Source organism: Vibrio floridensis, from assembly GCF_021852965.1.
GTDB lineage: Bacteria > Pseudomonadota > Gammaproteobacteria > Enterobacterales > Vibrionaceae > Vibrio > Vibrio floridensis.
The window spans coordinates 39,654-58,055 of record NZ_JAKGCY010000002.1 but is presented as its reverse complement, the minus strand read 5'-3'; the positions used below and the strand labels follow the sequence as shown (position 1 = coordinate 58,055).

At 48.1% G+C, this 18,402-nt stretch carries 15 protein-coding genes and 1 tRNA gene; 10 read left to right on the top strand and 6 right to left on the bottom strand.

The genetic code is table 11. The annotated features are described in order from the left end of the window. Window positions 1-46: 46 nt before the first annotated feature. Window positions 47-1,048, bottom strand: coding sequence for a nucleoid-associated protein YejK (yejK, locus tag LZU85_RS04640; RefSeq protein WP_045619911.1), 1,002 nt, complete (start codon window positions 1,046-1,048; stop codon window positions 47-49). 84 nt (window positions 1,049-1,132) lie between these two features. Here yejK and LZU85_RS04635 point away from each other — a divergent pair, with 84 nt between their 5' ends. From LZU85_RS04635 to LZU85_RS04605, 7 genes are all read left to right on the top strand, one after another. After that, entirely contained in the window at window positions 1,133-1,360 is a 228-nt protein-coding gene (locus LZU85_RS04635) for a YejL family protein (protein ID WP_011080921.1), read from the top strand. Window positions 1,361-1,381: 21 nt separating this feature from the next. After that, window positions 1,382-3,202, top strand: a complete 1,821-nt coding sequence (locus tag LZU85_RS04630) for a DUF3413 domain-containing protein (RefSeq protein WP_237286504.1) — start codon at window positions 1,382-1,384, stop codon at window positions 3,200-3,202. A gap of 85 nt (window positions 3,203-3,287) precedes the next feature. After that, window positions 3,288-3,378 (top strand) — tRNA-Ser (locus LZU85_RS04625). A 299-nt stretch (window positions 3,379-3,677) separates the two neighbouring features. Continuing rightward, the gene (locus tag LZU85_RS04620; RefSeq protein WP_011080923.1) at window positions 3,678-4,340 is read left to right on the top strand and encodes a potassium channel family protein; all 663 of its coding nucleotides are present in this window, start codon (window positions 3,678-3,680) and stop codon (window positions 4,338-4,340) included. Further along, window positions 4,337-5,707, top strand: a complete 1,371-nt coding sequence (locus tag LZU85_RS04615; RefSeq protein WP_237286503.1) for a TrkH family potassium uptake protein — start codon at window positions 4,337-4,339, stop codon at window positions 5,705-5,707. The genes LZU85_RS04620 and LZU85_RS04615 overlap by 4 nt, the downstream gene beginning before the upstream one ends. Before the next feature lie 135 nt (window positions 5,708-5,842). After that, window positions 5,843-6,310 carry a NanQ anomerase/TabA/YiaL family protein gene (locus LZU85_RS04610; protein ID WP_237286709.1) on the top strand — a complete coding sequence of 156 codons (468 nt, stop codon included), beginning with the start codon at window positions 5,843-5,845 and terminating at the stop codon, window positions 6,308-6,310. 206 nt (window positions 6,311-6,516) lie between these two features. Beyond that, window positions 6,517-7,992, top strand: a complete 1,476-nt coding sequence (locus tag LZU85_RS04605) for a phospholipase D family protein (RefSeq protein WP_237286708.1) — start codon at window positions 6,517-6,519, stop codon at window positions 7,990-7,992. Here the strand turns inward: LZU85_RS04605 and LZU85_RS04600 are convergent. The 4 genes from LZU85_RS04600 to LZU85_RS04585 form a co-directional block, all read right to left on the bottom strand. After that, entirely contained in the window at window positions 7,987-8,925 is a 939-nt protein-coding gene (locus tag LZU85_RS04600; RefSeq protein ID WP_237286502.1) for a histone deacetylase family protein, read from the bottom strand. The genes LZU85_RS04605 and LZU85_RS04600 overlap by 6 nt on opposite strands. Before the next feature lie 5 nt (window positions 8,926-8,930). Continuing rightward, the gene (locus LZU85_RS04595) at window positions 8,931-10,901 is read right to left on the bottom strand and encodes a DNA topoisomerase III (RefSeq protein ID WP_237286501.1); all 1,971 of its coding nucleotides are present in this window, start codon (window positions 10,899-10,901) and stop codon (window positions 8,931-8,933) included. 85 nt (window positions 10,902-10,986) lie between these two features. Further along, complete coding sequence (locus LZU85_RS04590) at window positions 10,987-11,535, bottom strand: NAD(P)H nitroreductase (RefSeq protein WP_017790715.1); 549 nt, start codon at window positions 11,533-11,535, stop codon at window positions 10,987-10,989. A 173-nt stretch (window positions 11,536-11,708) separates the two neighbouring features. After that, complete coding sequence (locus LZU85_RS04585) at window positions 11,709-13,721, bottom strand: NADPH-dependent 2,4-dienoyl-CoA reductase (protein ID WP_017790716.1); 2,013 nt, start codon at window positions 13,719-13,721, stop codon at window positions 11,709-11,711. Window positions 13,722-13,966: 245 nt separating this feature from the next. Here LZU85_RS04585 and sppA point away from each other — a divergent pair, with 245 nt between their 5' ends. Together sppA and ansA are read left to right on the top strand one after the other, a co-directional pair. Further along, a complete protein-coding gene (sppA, locus tag LZU85_RS04580) occupies window positions 13,967-15,817 on the top strand; it encodes a signal peptide peptidase SppA (protein WP_237286500.1) in 1,851 nt (616 codons plus the stop codon). 104 nt (window positions 15,818-15,921) lie between these two features. Next, complete coding sequence (gene ansA, locus LZU85_RS04575) at window positions 15,922-16,935, top strand: asparaginase (protein ID WP_011080934.1); 1,014 nt, start codon at window positions 15,922-15,924, stop codon at window positions 16,933-16,935. A gap of 99 nt (window positions 16,936-17,034) precedes the next feature. Here the strand turns inward: ansA and LZU85_RS04570 are convergent, their stop codons facing one another. Continuing rightward, window positions 17,035-17,319: a YeaC family protein gene (locus LZU85_RS04570; protein WP_176298578.1), complete on the bottom strand. Its 285-nt coding sequence runs from the start codon at window positions 17,317-17,319 to the stop codon at window positions 17,035-17,037. A gap of 104 nt (window positions 17,320-17,423) precedes the next feature. On the opposite strand from LZU85_RS04570, the gene LZU85_RS04565 reads away from it, so the two are divergent. Further along, window positions 17,424-18,242 (top strand): DUF2989 domain-containing protein, encoded by an 819-nt coding sequence (locus tag LZU85_RS04565; protein ID WP_237286499.1) that lies wholly within the window; start codon window positions 17,424-17,426, stop codon window positions 18,240-18,242. Window positions 18,243-18,402 lie beyond the last annotated feature (160 nt).

The following is an 18,402-nucleotide window of genomic DNA, read 5'->3' as shown; positions in this document are numbered from 1 at the left end:
GCACAAAAAAAGAGAGCATTCGCTCTCTTTTTTTGAATGGTATGGATTAACGATTACGCGTCAGTTGGTCACGCAAGTTTGGTGGCGTGCCCTTAATCGTCAAAGTGTCGGTTTCCGGATCGTAGAAAATGCGCTCACCCAACAGCAAGCTGTCGAAGCTCACGTTAAGACCACCACCCGCGCCAACATATTTGGTCAACTTACGAACTAAACCTCGGTCGGCAGGAAAGCTCTCTTCCAAACCGTAACCTTGCTCTTGAGTGAACTCTAAGAAGCTTGCACCAGATGGACTTGGCGGTAACTCACCAGAAAGTTCGCGAATTTCCACTTCTTCACCCGCTTTGATCTGGCCATTACAGTATTCATAGACTTGCTTCTTGTATTCGTTGACTTCTTGTTTTTCCAACTTTGCATCGGTACAGAAATCATCGAGCGCTTGCATCAACACTTGGTTTTGCTGCTTGCTGTCTAGGCCCACTTCCGCTTGCAAGAAATCGAGGAAGAAATCCGCCACTTTACGGCCAACTCGGCCCTTAATGTAAGAGAGATAACGGTTGGAATCTTTATCTGCTTCGTACACCGACAAATCAATACGTGCGGCGATGTCCATCTTATTGATGTCCAAATAATCGGTCGCGCTGATGTCCAACCCTTCTGTCACTTTCAAACTTTGATTCAGCGGCAATATACCCACGAACAAATAATCGGTCGCTAGGCTTTGGTACTCCGCAAACACTAGAATACCTTCGTCCGCAAACGGGTATTTTGCTAACTCTTCTTTCAGTCTTACGGCGCATTTTTGTGAGAAATCATAAAAATTCAGTTCGCCGCGTTGTAATTCATTGAGCCAAATCTGAAATTCGCTGTCAGATTGAAAACAACCAAAGCCTTTTCCTGCTTTGGAATGAAACACGCGGTGCAGCTCAGCGACCAGATTTTCTGTAGAAGAATCATTGACCAGGGACTCAGAACGGTAGTTTACCATTAGCTCATCCTGATCATTTTTACTAAGCTGATGCAGAATAACGTTTGAAAGATGCAGACTCATAGTATTTTATCTTGCTTCAAGGTTTTAGTTGCGAGGCATTGTAGGTTATCATAGGCCGCTTTTACTATCATTATTAGAGTTTTTATGCCGATTACATCGAAATACACAGACGAACAAGTAGAAACCATTCTTACTGAGATTGGAGCGGTGCTTGATAAGCACGGTGCAACACCAGAATTATCACTGATGATTGCCGGAAACATCGCAACAAACGTTCTGAATCAACAAGTTGCCGCTTCTCAACGTAAGCTAATTGCTGAAAAGTTTGCACAGGCACTGATCTCTTCTTTACAAGAACCAAAAACTCACTAATAACGGATAACAGAATCAGACATGGTTGACAGCGGAAACTCATACGGCGAGCGCGTATCCAGATTAGTTGGATGGGGTCACTGGTTCGCATTTTTCAATATCATTGCTGCGATGTTGATTGGTACGCGTTATATCACCCAGTCCCCTTGGCCAGAAACGCTACTCGGGCAATTTTATCTGGTTGTCTCTTGGGTTGGTCATTTTGGCTTTTTGGTGTTTGCCTTATACCTGCTGATTCTGTTTCCTTTAACTTTTTTATTGCCATCGCAACGGTTGTTCCGTTTAACCTCTGTGGTTTTTGCGACCACAGGATTGACGGTGCTGCTGATCGATACGCAAGCGTATCAAAGCATCAACCTGCACCTAACCCCCGTGGTTTGGGAGTTGCTCTTTAGCGATGACAAATCGGCTCTCAGCGCCGATCTCCAGCATCTGTTTATTGTGCTTCCGCTGATCTTTTTCCTGCAACTTGGCTTGTCGGAATGGGTGTGGAAGAAACAACGTAAACTCGCACACAAACATATTGGCCGCCCGTTAGCTGCCGTCTTCTTTGTCTGCTTTATTGTTAGTCATCTGATCTACATGTGGTCCGATGCTTATTTCTATAATCCAGTGACTAGCCAAAGAGCCAACTTCCCGTTGTCTTACCCAATGACAGCGAAAAGCTTTATGGAAAAACATGGCCTACTGGATCGTGATGAATACCTAAAACGTTTGGAAGCGAACGAAAACAACGTCGAGTTGGTGCGTTACCCATTAGACCAGCTAACATTCAACCGTCGTGGTAACAACCTCAATGTACTGATGATCAGCGTAAACAATTTACGCAGCGATCGTCTATCGGCAGAACAAATGCCAAATATGTTTGAGTTTGCCTCTAATAACCAATGGTTTACCAACCACTACAGCTCAAGCAACGATGGCTATGGCATTTTTGGCCTTTTCTATGGCCTACCGACCAGCTACGCCAGCAGCATTAAAGCGCAAGGTACCGCCCCCATTTTCTTGAAAGTCCTCCAAGAGCAGGGCTATCAATTTGGTTTGTTTAGCGGCAATGGCTTTAACGAGCCTTTGTATAGTGAAGTTATCTTCCGTAATCAGAATTTAGCGACGCAGATCGAAGCAGAGAAAAACGCGCAACAAGCGGTGACTCATTCCGATGCACAAGCGGTCGATGCGTGGAACGAATGGTTATTAAACCAAGCAAAATCGCCTTGGTTCAGCTACATCGAAGTGACTGAACTCGATAATATTGAAACCGCTTCATTGCCAACCACGGCCAACGCGAGCGATAAATTCAAGCAAGCTTATGATGTTGCAGTGCGACAAGCCGACAGCACGCTACAACGTATTTTTGCGACCCTAGATGAACAGCAGTTAAGCGATAACACCGTGGTGATCATCACCTCAAATCACGGCAGCGAGTTTAACGAAACCCAAACCAACAGCTGGGGCGCAAACAGTAACTACAGTCGTTACCAGTTACAGGTACCTATGGTGATTCATTGGCCAGGAAAACTGCCTGCGCAATTTGGTCAAAGTACCAGTCATTTGGACCTTTCCGTTACCCTACTTCAAGACCTGATGGGGGTCGCGTCGAATCCGGCTGATTTCAGCTCCGGTCGCAATTTGTTTGATGAAAGTAAACGCCGTTGGATCCTTGCAGGCGACACCCGCGAAATCGCGCTGATCACGCCAAGTCAAACGACGGTGATCGATAAATTCGGTAATTTCAAACTGTACGATAACCACTATCAGAGAGTTCGCGACGACAGCCCAAAACTGCCCGTTTTGATGCAAGGGCTCACTGAGTTACAGCGTTTTTACGTTAAAAGTAACTAAGCCGCTATTGGTTGGTGATTTTCTATTCACTTAGCATTCATAGGGCTTTACAAACGAATTCTGGGCTTATATATTTGCCCGCACTGGAGAGATGGCTGAGTGGTTGAAAGCACCGGTCTTGAAAACCGGCGTACGTTAATAGCGTACCTAGGGTTCAAATCCCTATCTCTCCGCCACTTTAGTAAAAGGGCCACTAAGACATTAGTGGCCCTTTTCGTTTCTGCCGCATCCAAATTAGTTATCTCTTCTTTTGCCAAGTAAATTCAGACACCATTTCTCACACAAATCAGCAAAAGTATTTATTCTGTTCAATCTTAGGCGTGTAGCTTCACGCATCACACTCGCCATCATGAAACATCGCTGTTTTTATGCACAATTTCCGTTAATCTTCTGTCAAATTCTCATCAATAAATTTGCACCGCAGTAAAATTAGGCGCAGACTTTTCTGCCGAAATCCATAGATTAAGAGGCGCTCATGAGACGAGCTGAAAAACAATTTGCGGTGATTGGCTTAGGTCGTTTTGGTCTTGCGGTGTGTCAGGAATTGACCGATTCAGGTGCTCAAGTGCTGGCTATCGACGTTAATGAAGAACGCGTCAAGCTAGCAGCTGGTTTTGTCACTCAAGCTCTAGTGGCCAACTGTACACATGAAGAGACCATGGCAGAGCTGAAATTGGATGACTACGACATGGTGATGGTCGCCATTGGCGCAGATATGAACTCCAGCATTTTAGCCACTCTGATTGCCAAAGAAGCGGGCGTCAAATCCGTTTGGGTCAAAGCCAATGACAAGTTCCAAGCTCGAGTTTTGCAAAAGATCGGCGCAGACCACATCATCATGCCGGAGCGCGATATGGGTATCCGCGTGGCGAGGAAGATGCTCGACAAACGCGTTCTTGAATTTCATCCACTTGGCAGCGGCTTGGCCATGACTGAATTTGTGGTGGGGTCACGCTTAATGGGCAAAACCCTCGGAGAGTTGGCTTTGTGCAAAGTCCCTGGCGTGCAGGTACTTGGGTTTAAACGTGGCCCCGAACTGGTCAAAGCCCCAGAGTTAGATGTCGAACTCGAAATCGGTGACATGATCATTCTGGTTGGCCCACAAGATGCATTGGCAAACAAACTCAGTTCACTATGAATCCATTTTCTTCTAACAACGGCTTGTTTTACCTCGCCGATAAAGCATCGAAACAGAGCAAAGGGAATGAGCCTCGCATCATTCTGCTTAGTTTTTTGGCCGTGCTATTACCCTCCGCAATCCTGCTGACACTGCCCGTTTTTTCTGTCTCAGGCTTGTCGATAACTGATGCGCTTTTTACCGCAACTTCCGCTATTAGTGTGACTGGACTTGGTGTGGTGGATACCGGCGAACACTTCACCTTAGCAGGAAAAATCTTGCTGATGCTGCTGATGCAAATCGGTGGTTTGGGACAAATGACGCTTTCTGCCGTGCTACTTTATATGTTTGGTGTGAAACTGAGCCTTCGCCAACAAGCGTTAGCCAAAGAGGCGCTTGGGCAAGATCGACAAGTGAATCTGCGTCGATTGGTGAAAAAAATCGTCATCTTCGCTTGTGTCGCAGAGTTGATCGGTTTTGTGTTATTGGCGTTTCGTTGGGTGCCGGAAATGGGCTGGCAAAGCGGGCTGTTTTACGCCCTTTTCCACGCTATTTCTGCATTTAACAATGCAGGCTTTGCGCTCTTTTCTGACAGCATGATGAGCTTCGTTGACGATCCTCTGGTCATCTTCACCCTCGCTGCACTGTTTATTTTCGGTGGCTTGGGGTTCACTGTGGTGGGAGATGTGTGGATGAACTGGCGACGCGGTTTTCACTTCCTGCATTTGCACACCAAAATCATGTTAGTCGCCACTCCTGCACTGCTCATTATTGGTACGCTGTTGTTCTTCGTCTTAGAGCAGCACAATGCCAATACAATGGGCGAGTTAAGCACTTCTGGGCAGTGGCTTGCCGCCTTTTTCCAATCCGCCAGCGCGCGAACCGCGGGATTCAACAGTGTCGACCTCGCCCAGTTCACGCAACCGGCGCTGCTGATCATGATCATCTTGATGCTGATCGGTGCGGGCTCCACTTCGACTGGCGGGGGGATTAAAGTCTCCACCTTCGCCGTCGCGTTTATGGCGACCTGGGCATTTTTGCGTCAAAAGAAACATGTGGTGATGTTCCAGCGCACCGTAAACTGGCCAACCGTGACCAAATCTCTCGCAATCATTGTGGTCAGCGGTGCGATTCTTACCACGGCGATGTTCCTACTCATGATCACCGAGCAAGCTCAGTTTGACAAAGTGATGTTTGAAACCATCTCTGCGTTTGCCACGGTCGGTTTAACGGCAGGCTTAACCGCTGAGCTATCAGAACCAGGCAAGTACATCATGATTGTGGTGATGATCATTGGTCGAATTGGGCCACTAACGTTGGCTTACATGCTGGCAAGGCCGGAACCCACCCTGATCAAATACCCGGAAGATTCCGTATTGACGGGCTAGCAAAGCACGCACAACATCTCATTTTAGAAACGGCGTTTCGAAAAATGACTAGCGTTTACTTTCGCGAGCAGTAAAATCGTCGCAAACCAGTAAAACTGGTTTGTGACTTTTATTTTCTTTTTGGGGGTAATCACCGTGTTTGTCGGTAAAACAACAGAGCTCACCTCTGCATCTTGTCTCTCTTCAAATCTCAAGCAAATCATTGCGCAGGTGTTGGCTAAACTGGCTGAGCCCATTGCAGATGGGCGTCATGAGTTAGACGGCGACAACGCGTTCTTTCTGGTCATGAGTGACCATACTCAGCCGCTCGCGTTAAGAAAATCAGAATGCCACCAGCGCTACCTCGACGTACAAATTCTGTTAAGCGGGAAAGAGACGTTCGGCTACAGCTTGCTACCGTTTGCAGCATTGGATGAAGACTATCTCGCAGAGCGCGACTTGGCATTTAGTCACCATGTTGTGGATGAAAAATTTGTGACACTCGGCGAAAACGAGTTCATTATTTTCCCGCCAGGGCAGCCCCATCGTCCGCTTATCGCACTAGAAGGCGAAGGCTCACCCGTGCGTAAAGTGGTCATTAAGGTGGATGGCGCAACGCTTTAATCTCACTCAAGGTCCATATGATAAAACGATGCGCCACGCACTTGGGCCGCATCGTTTCTCCCTCCAATATCGTGAGCTTTACTGGATTTAAACCTCACGCGACTTGCATGCCTGCCGTGCCACTTCCAAAATATCTGAAGAATCCATTTTTTGGGCTTGGTCCGTTGCGAACATTTATCCATAAAGCATTAACGTATTGTTCTGTGATGTTGCTCTGCGCGTGTACATCACTCGAAAATCACTCACCGTTCGACAAGCAACCGAGCTACCAACTGGGCTACCAAGCCGACTCTCGCCTTTCGGCCTATCTTAACCATCATCCTCAAGACAGAGAAAACTTGACCGCTTTTTTCCCTCTGGACAAAGGGCATGATGCGCTTCTCGCGAGATTGGCGTTAATCGAGGCAGCCGATAAAACGCTCGATTTGCAATACTACATCTTCCGCAATGACGAAACCGGACAATTACTGACATGGCGTTTATTTGAAGCTGCCCAACGAGGGGTTCGAGTTAGAATTCTCCTCGATGATATGCAGAAAAGGAACGATGAAGGATTGGCTCGATTAAGCGCTCATCCCAACATTCAGATTCGCTTGTTTAACCCGCATCAATATCGAACGGCACGCACGCTTGCGATGGCCAGTGATTTTTCACGACTCAATCGGCGCATGCACAATAAGTCCCTCACCGCAGACAGTGTCGTGGCCATTGTTGGTGGCCGTAACATCGGTAACGAGTATTTTTCGGTTAACTCTCCAGTCGAATTTGGGGATTTTGATTTGATGCTTTATGGCAACAGCGTTGAACAGACCGCCGAGCAATTTGATTTGTATTGGAACAGTCTCCATGCCGTACCAATTGAGTGGCTCACCGACAACCCCATTCCCGTCACCGAAGAGGAATTGCAAGCTTGGCTAAAAGAAACCCAGCTAGAACAAAAGTTTACTCAAGGACGATACGACTTTACTCAGTTGCAACTGTACCAACAGTTTACCGATAAGAGTTTAGTTTGGTATTGGGGTAAAGGGCAGGTTTGGTATGATCTGCCTGACAAAGTCGACACACAAGAACAACAATTGGCAGACAACCTCACTTCGCTGTTAAGAACCGTGAAGGATTCCTTGGTCCTTATCTCGCCCTATTTCGTTCCAACGGAACGCGGCACACAAGCCTTGGTAGAAGCGGCTCAACGCGGCGTCGAAATCACCATTGTCACCAACAGCTTGGCCTCAAATGACGTCTTTGCTGTTCACGGCTGGTATGCCAAGTATCGACAAGATCTTGTCGAAGCGGGCATTCAGTTATGGGAAACCAAAGCCAGCGCAAGAATCGACAGCAAATGGAGTTTCACTGGCAGCAGCCGCTCAAGCCTGCATGCTAAAGTGCTGTTAATCGACCACCGATTGCTGTTTGCTGGCTCCATGAACTGGGATCCTCGTTCGGCTTTGCTCAACACCGAAATGGCAGCAGTGATCGAACATCCTGATTATGTTCAAGCATCAGAAGCCAAATTACCCATGGGTTTAAAAACCAATGCCTATCAGGTGCGAATGAAAAACGGTGAAGTGGCTTGGTTTGATCACCAATCTCAAGTTTGGTTTGATTCCGAACCGGAAGCCACGGTATGGCGGAAAATCGGCGCTTGGTTTGCTGGGGTCTTGCCGATTGAGGAACAGCTATAACGACGATGCGGAAAAAACGTCCATGGCCGCTTGTATCAACTGCAAATGCAGTGGCACCAGCGCTTCATGATCCGTGCGATATCCACCACCCACCACCGCGGCAACAGGGATCGCATTGGCTTTGGCCTGCCCAAAGAGAAACGCGTCACGTTGATACAAAGCGACTGTGGAGACGTTGAGATATCCGAGCTCATCCTCATGATGAATGTCGACACCGGCATCGTAGATAATGAGATCCGGTTGATGGAGACGTATCGCCATCGGAACCACCTCTTTAAACGCCGCAAGAAACGCCTCATCACCGCACTCTCTTGGCAAACCAATATCGAGATCAGAGTCCGGCTTACGGGCAGGAAAGTTCTTATCACAATGAAAAGAAAGCGTCACAATGTCGTCGCGCCGTTGGCATAAAGTGGCCGTCCCATCGCCATGATGCACATCACTATCGATGATCAGCACTTTGTCGACGCTGGCGTGTTCCAATGCTTTATGTGCTGCCATCACGAGATCGTTGAACAAGCAAAAACCGCTGCCATAGTCGAAATGGGCATGGTGATAGCCGCCACTGAGATGAATCGCAACGCCATGTTGTAAAGCTTTTTCCGCTGTCAGCACAGTTCCTGCGGTTGAGGTTAACGTGCGTTCAATCAGTTTTTCACTCCAAGGAAAACCGATTCTGCGCATTTTCGCCGCAGGCAATAAGCCCGTCGTCAGCAGATCCACATATTCTTGTTGGTGAACTTGCTTGATGGCTTCAATCGATAACGCTTCTGGCTGATAAAAAGCAAATGCCTGCTGCCACTCGAGATGCTGTTGCTGATATCGACACACCGCTTGATAGAGATGGTGATATTTCATGATCGGGTAACGATGCCCCTCTGGCAGGGGCAACTGAGAGTAGATTGGGTGATAGATCAGAGGGATGCTCATCATGGGGTTTAAGCCGACTTGTTGGTTCTTTTTTGGGTCGCGGTTGACGCCGTTTTCTTGCTGCTACTGGCGCGTCTCTTGCGCTTAAACGCTGGGCGCTCCACTGGTGGCAGTTGACGAAGCGAGCTCGGCACAGGTGATGTTTTGACCTGCTGCATTAATTCCGAAATACGCTGTTGCAAGGCGGCCATAAATGGCTGGTAGGCTTGGTTGCGTTCAGCCATGCCTTGCAATTGGTGCTCCCAGTGAGCCGTCATATCCGGATAAGTTGATTCTTGTGGCAACGCATGGATCAACCCTCTCCCTGCTGGTGTACTAAGAATGGCTTTGCCTTGTCGAGAGAGTAACTGACGTTTAAACAGAGTGTCGAGTATGCCCGCTCTGGTCGCTTCCGTGCCTAATCCGTCGGTCTCTCTTAAGATTTTTTTCAGTTCTTTATCACTGACGTAACGTGCAATTCCCGTCATCGCCTGCAATAAGGTCGCTTCGGTAAAGTGCTTTGGCGGCTCGGTTTTACAGTCTTTAATCACCCCTTCTCGGCAGGTGAGCACCGTGCCTTTCGCAAGAGGTGGTACGGTATCCGCGCCGTCCTCTTCTTTTTCTGTTGCTCCCGTGAGTGCTTTCCAACCGGCAAATGTCAATTGGCGACCTTTCGCAATAAAGACACCACCAGCAATCTCAAACACCAGTTTGGCTTCAGCGTATGTGGCTGCGGGATAGAACTGCATCAAATACTGTCTGGCGATCAATTGATAGATCTTCATTTCGTTGCCAGACAGCGCGTTAACACTGGCTTGTTTCGGCGTGGGGATAATCGCATGGTGGGCTTCGACTTTGCTGTCGTTCCACGCTTTCGATTTTAAAGAAAGATCAGCGCCACTCACCGCATCGGACAACTCTTTCGCATTATTGGCAATGGCTTGGCTGACACTGGCGGCTTGCGCATAATGTTCTTTAGGCAGATAGCGGTTATCCGAGCGTGGGTAGGTGATCAGTTTGTGCTTTTCGTACAGTGACTGACACGTATCCAGCACCTGTTGTGCACTCATACCATAGCGTTTAGCCGCATCAATTTGCAGCGCCGACAGCGAATAAGGCAAAGGCGGGGCTTGCTTGGTCTGCTTATGTTCTGATTCCGTCACGGTAGCGGGTTGATTAGCAATACGACTGGCAACGTTTTCCACCAGTTTACGACTCAAGACTCGCCCTTCTTCGTCTTGCCAAGGCTGGCAAGCTTCGCTCGGTTTCCAACGTGCTTTGATGTCAAACGGTTCACTGCCATTCTGATAAGGGATCAGCGCGTGAAGAGTGAAGAAATCACGCGGAACGAAATTCTCGATTTCCTCATCACGGCGCACCACCAGCCCCAATACCGGCGTTTGTACTCGTCCGACTGACAACACACCTTGATAGCCTGCTTTTTGCCCCAGCAAAGTGTAAGCGCGTGACATATTCATGCCATAAAGCCAATCAGCCCGTGAGCGCGCCAGTGCAGAAACCGACAGTGGGATGAAATCACGATTGCTGCGCAGACTATTCAACGCACGCTTAACCGCAGGCAGGTTGAGATCGCTGATCAACAGTCGCTGGGTTTGTGCTTTTTTGGTTTGGCTCAGTTTGCAGTAATCCAGCACTTCATCCACCAGCAATTGCCCTTCTCTGTCTGGGTCGCCTGCATGGATCACTTCGTTTGCTTCTTTTAGCAGCTTGCGAATCACGGTCAATTGTTTACTGGCCGATGGACGTGGGCGCAGTTGCCATTGCTCAGGGATGATGGGCAAATCCGCCATATTCCATTTTTTATAGCGTTCGTCGTAAGCATCGGGCTCAACTTGCTCAAGCAAATGTCCAATACACCACGTCACGATGTCACCATTGCCACAGCGAATAAAGCCTTGTTCTTTCTTTTGAGGATTGGGCAATGCGGCCGCAATCGCGCGGCCTAAGCTGGGTTTTTCAGCGATAAACAGACGGGTCATAACAAATTTTTCGAGCTCAACAAACAAAGGGCCACATTAGCGGATGTGGCCCTTAAAAATCAACAAAAACTGTATGTATAGACAGTTATAGATACTCAACAAATTTAGCCAGATCACGCTCTGGCACTTTCATCGCGGAACATTCTGCGCTGCCCAAGTAGAGGAAGCCCACAATGGCATCGTCTCCCTGTAAGCCAAACGCTTGTCTTACTTCCGTATCGAACATCCATTCACCCGAGCGCCAAAAGCCTTGGAATCCTTGAGCCACAGCCGCCATTTGCATTGCTTGCACCGCACAACCCGCGGAAAGGTGTTGTTCAAATGCAGGGACTTTTTCACTCTCGGTCACTTTCGCAATCACGGTGATGACCATCGGTGCACGAAATGGGGCATTTTTCACTTTTTCCACCACCGATTCTTCACTGCCTTTGGCCTGTGCCGCCTTCACTAGGATGTCTGACAGCTTATGCAGGCCAGAGCCTTGCGCGATGACAAAGCGCCAAGGCGTCAGCGCGCCGTGATCTGGTGCTCTTAATCCCGCACGAATGATATTTTCAAGTGCTTTGCCTTCTGGGGCTGGAGCGGCCAATTTACCAATAGAACGACGATTAAGTAGAAGATCGAGAGCGTCCATCCAAGAATCCTTATAGTGGTATCGATTTGCGTTTACACTTTAGCATAGTTCACTACGCCATATAACCGTCTGTTTATTGTGGAAATTCACGATTTACGCAAGAACTGCTCAAACAAAAATACCGCGAATAACTTCGCGGCATTTTTTATGTTCAAACCTTCAACCTTCACCGATTAAAGTTTTGTCGCAAGCGTGACCCCTTGCTTAATCGCGCGAACCGCATCCAGTTCTCCTGCGTAATCGGCCCCACCGATCACATGCAGTTTATCGCCAAGCTCATGCCATTTGTCTTCAAATGGGCGAACCGATTCTTGCCCTGCACAAATGATGATGGTGTCGGCATCAAGCAACTGCTTCTTGCCATTGACGGTAATTTCCAATCCTTCAGGCTTGATACTGTCGTAGCTCACGCCCCCGAGCAAATTCACGCCACGTTTTTCCAATGTGCGCTTGTGAATCCAACCTGTGGTTTTTCCCGGACCTTTGCCTACCGCGCCTTTACGACGTTGCAGCAACCACACCGTTTTGTCACTCATCGCATCCGGGAATGGGTACAAGCCACCCGGTTGCGTCATTTCTTTATCGATGCCCCACTCTTGTAGCCAGTCGTCTAGGTTGTGCTGAGCGGGTTCAGTGACCATGCTCGCGACATCGACACCAATCCCCCCGGCACCGACAATCGCTATCTTGTTGCCGACTGGGGTTTTCTCACGGATCAATGTTTGATAATCGATCACTTTACTGCTCTCGGTTAAGCCGTCGATATTCACTTTGCGCGGTTCAACCCCTGTGGCAAGCACCACTTCATCGTACTCTTTGAGCAGCTCTAACGTGGCGTCGGTATCGAGGCGTAAGTTCACCCCTGTTTCGTCAATCATATTGGCGAAGTAGCGAATGGTTTCACGAAATTCTTCTTTGCCAGGGATCTGCATCGCGAGGCGGAACTGACCACCAATGCGATCATTGCGTTCAATCAAATCAACACTATGGCCACGTTGCGCCAAGGTAGTTGAACAAGCTAACCCAGCAGGACCTGCGCCCACCACCGCAATGCGTTTTTTCTCACTCGCAGGCGTCACCACCAACTCGGTTTCATGACACGCCAGTGGGTTAACCAAACAGCTGGCTCGTTTGCCCTTGAATACGTTGTCCAAACACGCCTGATTACAGCCTATACAGGTATTGATAAGGTGAGATTTCGCTTGCTCAGCTTTGGCAATGAAATGCGGATCGGCGAGGAAAGGTCGCGCCATCGACACCATGTCCGCTTGACCAGAAGCGAGAATGCGCTCTGCTTCTTCTGGGGTGTTGATTCGGTTGCAGGTCACAATCGGCACAGAGACATGCGGCTTCACTTTCTCAGTAACCCAAGTGAAAGCGCCACGAGGCACTTGCGTTGCGATTGTCGGTACTCGCGCTTCATGCCAGCCGATGCCAGTGTTAATGATCGTCACCCCTGCATCTTCGAGCGCTTTGGCGAGCATAATCACATCTTCAAACGTGCTGCCTTGCTCCACCAAGTCCAACATAGAAAGGCGGAAAATAATGATGAAGTCACTGCCTACCGCTTTGCGTACCGCTTTGACGATTTCCACAGCAAAGCGCATGCGTTTTTTGTAGGTACCGCCCCACTCGTCATAACGCATATTGGTACGCTTACACAGGAATTGGTTGATCAGGTAACCTTCGGAACCCATGATCTCTACCCCATCGTATCCTGCCAGTTGCGCGAGACCTGCACTGTTGGCGAACGCTTCGATGGTTTTGCGAATCTGTCTTGGGCTCATTTCGCTGGGGGCAAACTTCGCGATAGGCGCTTTGATGCCAGAGGCACTTTGCGCAAAAGGATGCATCGCATAGCGGCCAGCATGCAGGATCTGCAGCGCGATTTTTCCACCATGTTTGTGCACGGCTTCCGTCACCACTTTATGCGCTTGAGCGTGTTTGGGTTTACTAAATTCTGCACTCAGCGGGTGCAGACGACCGCGTAAATTCGGTGAAAAACCGCCCGTCACGATCAGACCGACGCCACCTTTGGCACGCTCTTCGTAAAACGCAGCGAGTTTTTGTAAGCCTTCCTTATGCTCCTCAAGGCCTGTATGCATCGAACCCATGAGCACTCGATTTCGCAGTTGAGTAAATCCGAGATCCAAAGGCTGTAACAAATGTGGGTACATGGCAGACATGACAAACTTCCATTTTTATTATCGTGGTCAGACCAGAGTATGAGCTCTTATCTAAAAAATCAAACATGCGTTTACATTTTTGTAACACCGATCAATCTTAAGTGAGCTATGCCATTTGGATTATTTGCGTGTTAAGCTTTGATAACTGTTATCTTTTGCATGACTTATTGATGGCGTTGGCGCCAGTTTGGCGATCATATCGATCTTTCATGTGAATGGTTGAGGCATCTCGTTACGGAGAAACAATGAAATCATTATTCAAACTCATCGGTTTGGTTTTTAAAGGAATATGGAAAGCCATTACCTTTGTGCGTCTCGCACTCACCAACTTGATTTTTCTACTGTCTGTTGCGCTTGTTTATTTTGTCTATTTCTACGGCCATGACACTCAGCCTCAGGTTGAGCAGCCTTCAGCATTGGTGCTGAACCTATCCGGCCCAATCGTCGAACAAAGCCTTTATATCAATCCGATGGATTCTTTCACCAGCTCATTGTTTGGTGAAGAAATTCCTAAAGAGAACGTGTTGTTTGATGTCGTGGACACCATTCGCTACGCCAAAGACGACGAGAAGATCACTGGTTTGGTGTTGTCGTTACGCGATATGCCTGAGACCAACCTCACCAAGCTGCGTTACATCGCCAAAGCACTCAATGAATTTAAGGCCTCTGGCAAACCCATTTATGCCATTGGCTCATTTTACAATCAGAGCCAATATTATCTCGCCAGCTACGCAGATAAGATCTACCTTGCCCCCGATGGCGGGGTAATGCTGAAAGGCTATAGCGCTTTTAATCTCTATTACAAAACGCTTCTCGAAAAGCTCGAAGTGACAACGCATGTTTTCCGTGTTGGCACTTATAAATCTGCGATTGAGCCGTTTGTGCGTGATGGTATGTCACCAGCCGCTAAGGAATCTGCGACACGTTGGTTAACGCAACTGTGGGGAGCCTATGTAGACGATGTGGCGAACAACCGTAAGATTGATCCAAAAACACTCAATCCTTCGATGGAGGAGTTTCTGTCTCAGTTGAAATCCGTCAACGGTGATCTTGCGGCCCTTTCCATCAAACTGGGTTTGGTCGATGAGCTCGCAACTCGCCAACAACTGAGAACACAACTGGCTGAGAAATTTGGCGCAAGCGGGGATGACAGCTACAAAGCCATCAGCTACTACGACTACCGAGCAACCATGCGCGATAATTTTGATGTGAATGCCGATGACATTGCCATTGTCGTCGCCAGCGGCACCATCATGGATGGTCAACAACCGCGTGGCACAGTGGGCGGCGACACCGTTGCCGGATTACTGCGTCAAGCTCGTAATGATGACAAAGTAAAAGCAGTGGTATTGCGTGTGGATAGCCCCGGAGGCAGCGCATTCGCTTCGGAAGTGATTCGTAACGAAGTTCAGGCGTTAAAAGACGCTGGCAAGCCAATTGTGGTGTCCATGTCTAGCCTAGCTGCATCCGGCGGATATTGGATTTCCATGAGCGCGGATAAGATTATTGCTCAACCAACCACGCTCACTGGCTCGATTGGTATTTTTAGCGTCATTACTACCTTTGAAAAAGGCTTCAATAAACTCGGTATCTATACCGATGGTGTTGGTACATCGCCATTCTCTGGTGAAGGCATCTCGACAGGCCTTTCAAAAGGGGCATCACAAGCGTTCCAAATGGGCATTGAACACGGTTACCAACGTTTTATCAGCCTAGTCGGTGATAATCGCGATCTGTCATTGGACGCGGTGGATAAAGTGGCTCAAGGCCGAGTGTGGACCGGCTACGATGCGCTGCAACACGGGTTGGTTGATCAAATCGGCGATTTCGATGACGCCGTGGCTGAAGCGGCAAAAATGGCTCAACTAGAGAACTACAACCTCTACTGGGTCGAAGAGCCGCTCTCACCGACAGAGCAGTTTATCCAAGAGTTTATGAAGCAAGTGAAAATCTCTATGGGTGTCGATATTCAAAGCATCCTGCCACCGAGCTTACAGCCTGTCGCCCAACAAATGGAACAGCACGCTTCGCTGCTGCAAAATTTCAACGATCCCAAAGGCTATTACGCCTTCTGTTTGAACTGCGAAGTACAGTAGAAGTAAGAGATGAGAGGCATCTGTGTAGCAGATGCCTCTTTTTCTTGGCCAAGTTTTCGCTATAATCGCCGCTCTGTTCCCCTACACCTAAGTGATCACTCACTATGACAAGAAAACACATCTATATTGCCTACACTGGCGGTACTATCGGCATGAAGAAATCCGATCATGGCTACATTCCTGTCGCTGGTTTCATGGAAAAGCAGTTAGCAAACATGCCAGAATTCCATCGCCCAGAAATGCCGCAATACACCATTCACGAATACGAACCATTGATGGACTCTTCAGATATGACCCCTGAAGATTGGCAACACATTGCCAACGACATTCGTGACAACTATGACAAATACGATGGTTTCGTGATCCTACACGGCACCGACACCATGGCGTATACCGCTTCGGCGCTCTCCTTCATGTTGGAAAACCTTGGTAAGCCAGTCATTGTCACAGGCTCTCAAATTCCCTTGGCGGAACTGCGCTCTGACGGCCAAGCGAATCTGCTTAACGCGCTGCATATTGCGGCCAACTATCCTATTAACGAAGTCACGTTGTTCTTCAACAATCAGTTGATGCGTGGCAACCGCAGTGTGAAATCGCACGCGGATGGCTTTAATGCGTTTACGTCGCCAAACTTACCACCGTTGCTTGAAGCGGGGATCAACATCCAGATCAGCAACAGCATCAAAGTCGGCGCGCAACCAGAAGGCGAGTTCAAAGTTCATAACATCACCCCGCAACCCATCGGTGTGATCACCATGTACCCTGGCATCTCACACGAAGTGATTCGCAACACCTTACTGCAACCAGTGAATGCGATGATTCTGTTGACCTTTGGTGTGGGCAACGCGCCACAAAATCCAGAGCTATTGGCCCATCTCAAAGAAGCGTCTGAGCGCGGCGTGATTGTGGTCAACTTAACGCAATGTTTAGCGGGTAAAGTGAATATGGGTGGCTATGCAACTGGCTGTGCCCTCGCAGAAGCAGGCGTGATCAGCGGTTACGACATGACGCCTGAAGCAGCCTTAGCAAAACTTCACTACCTATTGAGTCAAAATCTGTCTTATGAAGAAGTGAAAGCACAAATGCAGCAAGTGCTGCGTGGTGAGATGAGCTTATAAAGTAAAAACCTAGAACCTGGATCTATTCTAGGTTCTAGGTTCTAGGTTCTAGGTTCTAGGTTCTAGGTTCTAGGTTCTAGGTTCTAGGTTCTATAACGACTAATCTCGATTTGGATTAACGCGGACAATATCTTCCTGACCCGATTGAAACTGTTTCTTCAACTCCGCCTTTGACTTGAAACAAATCTCTCCACCCGCGGCCACCGACATGTGTTCTGCCTCAGTATTGTGCTTAGATTGATACAACATCACAGCTTGCATACAGGAATCTCGCTGTGTTTGTGAAAGTGGTGTACCCTCTGGCCAACGTCCTGTTTCTACTGCATACGTCAGACGTTGGTAAACTTCTGGTGTCATTGCGCTGAGTAGCTGCTCTGTGTTCATAACATACCTTTACACTAACATTTTGTTCACAGAACATATCTGGATACTAAACTGAGTCAAGAAACAGTAAATAAATTGTTGTAATGGATCACAAGCAAACCACCATGAGAAAGAAAACTTGGCTACTCGCCCTAAGCATGCCGCTGTTACTCGGTGGTTGCTTAGAAGGCAACAAAACCACAGAAGAGCTATGCCAATCGCAACCAGGGCTACGCTGTGAAAAACTGAATATGGATGACGGGCAGTGCCGCGTTGCACGCACGGATCTTATTTGGCATCGCTTTGAGGTACTGAAAAACCCATCCGACAACAACAAGATTAAGGAATACAAGCTAACCGCCGAGTATCGAAAGTGCTTGGAGTTGGCTTCGCAAATTACGCCCATCGATCAAAGTGCGTTAAAACAAAAACGTTTTAATGCGCTGATGCATAGCATTTCTGAACTTGAACGTATTGTGCAAGAGCTCAGTTCTTCAAGTGAACCTGAAAGCCTCTATTTTCTTTGGAGTCAGACAGGCAACACCAACGCGCGTCGTCAGTTTTTACAAATGGAAGGCACCCCAGCGCTAGAAACCGCAGAAATGCAATACGCCTTGGCAACGTTTTATACCACACGTGATCAAACGAAAACCATCCAACTGCTTAATCATTCTTTAGAACTGACCAAAGATGGAAAAGTAAACAAAGATGCATTGAAATCTTTGGCAAGCACGTATCAGGGATTAGGCCAAATGAAACATGCTTATCTTTGGGCGATGATAGCTAAAGAGTTTGATGTGCCCTTAGCTACAGAGCGAGAAATGCAACTGATGTTTGGTTTTCCCCCTGAAGAATATAAACGATTAGACTCTATTGCAGAACAGGCCGCATCGGCGCTCAAAAAAGGCCAATATCGCGCTATGATGATCCCGAATGACTTGTAGCCTGATGCCTCTAGCCGCCATAGGCTTATAATGATGCTTTAGTTCAGCTCTTCGCTCTAAGAGTGGCGCAATCAAACAAAAACCTTCCCAATGGAAGGTTTTTGTCTTTTGGCGATTCAAAGCCATTTTGATTTTTTCAGTATAATAGCGCGACACAATA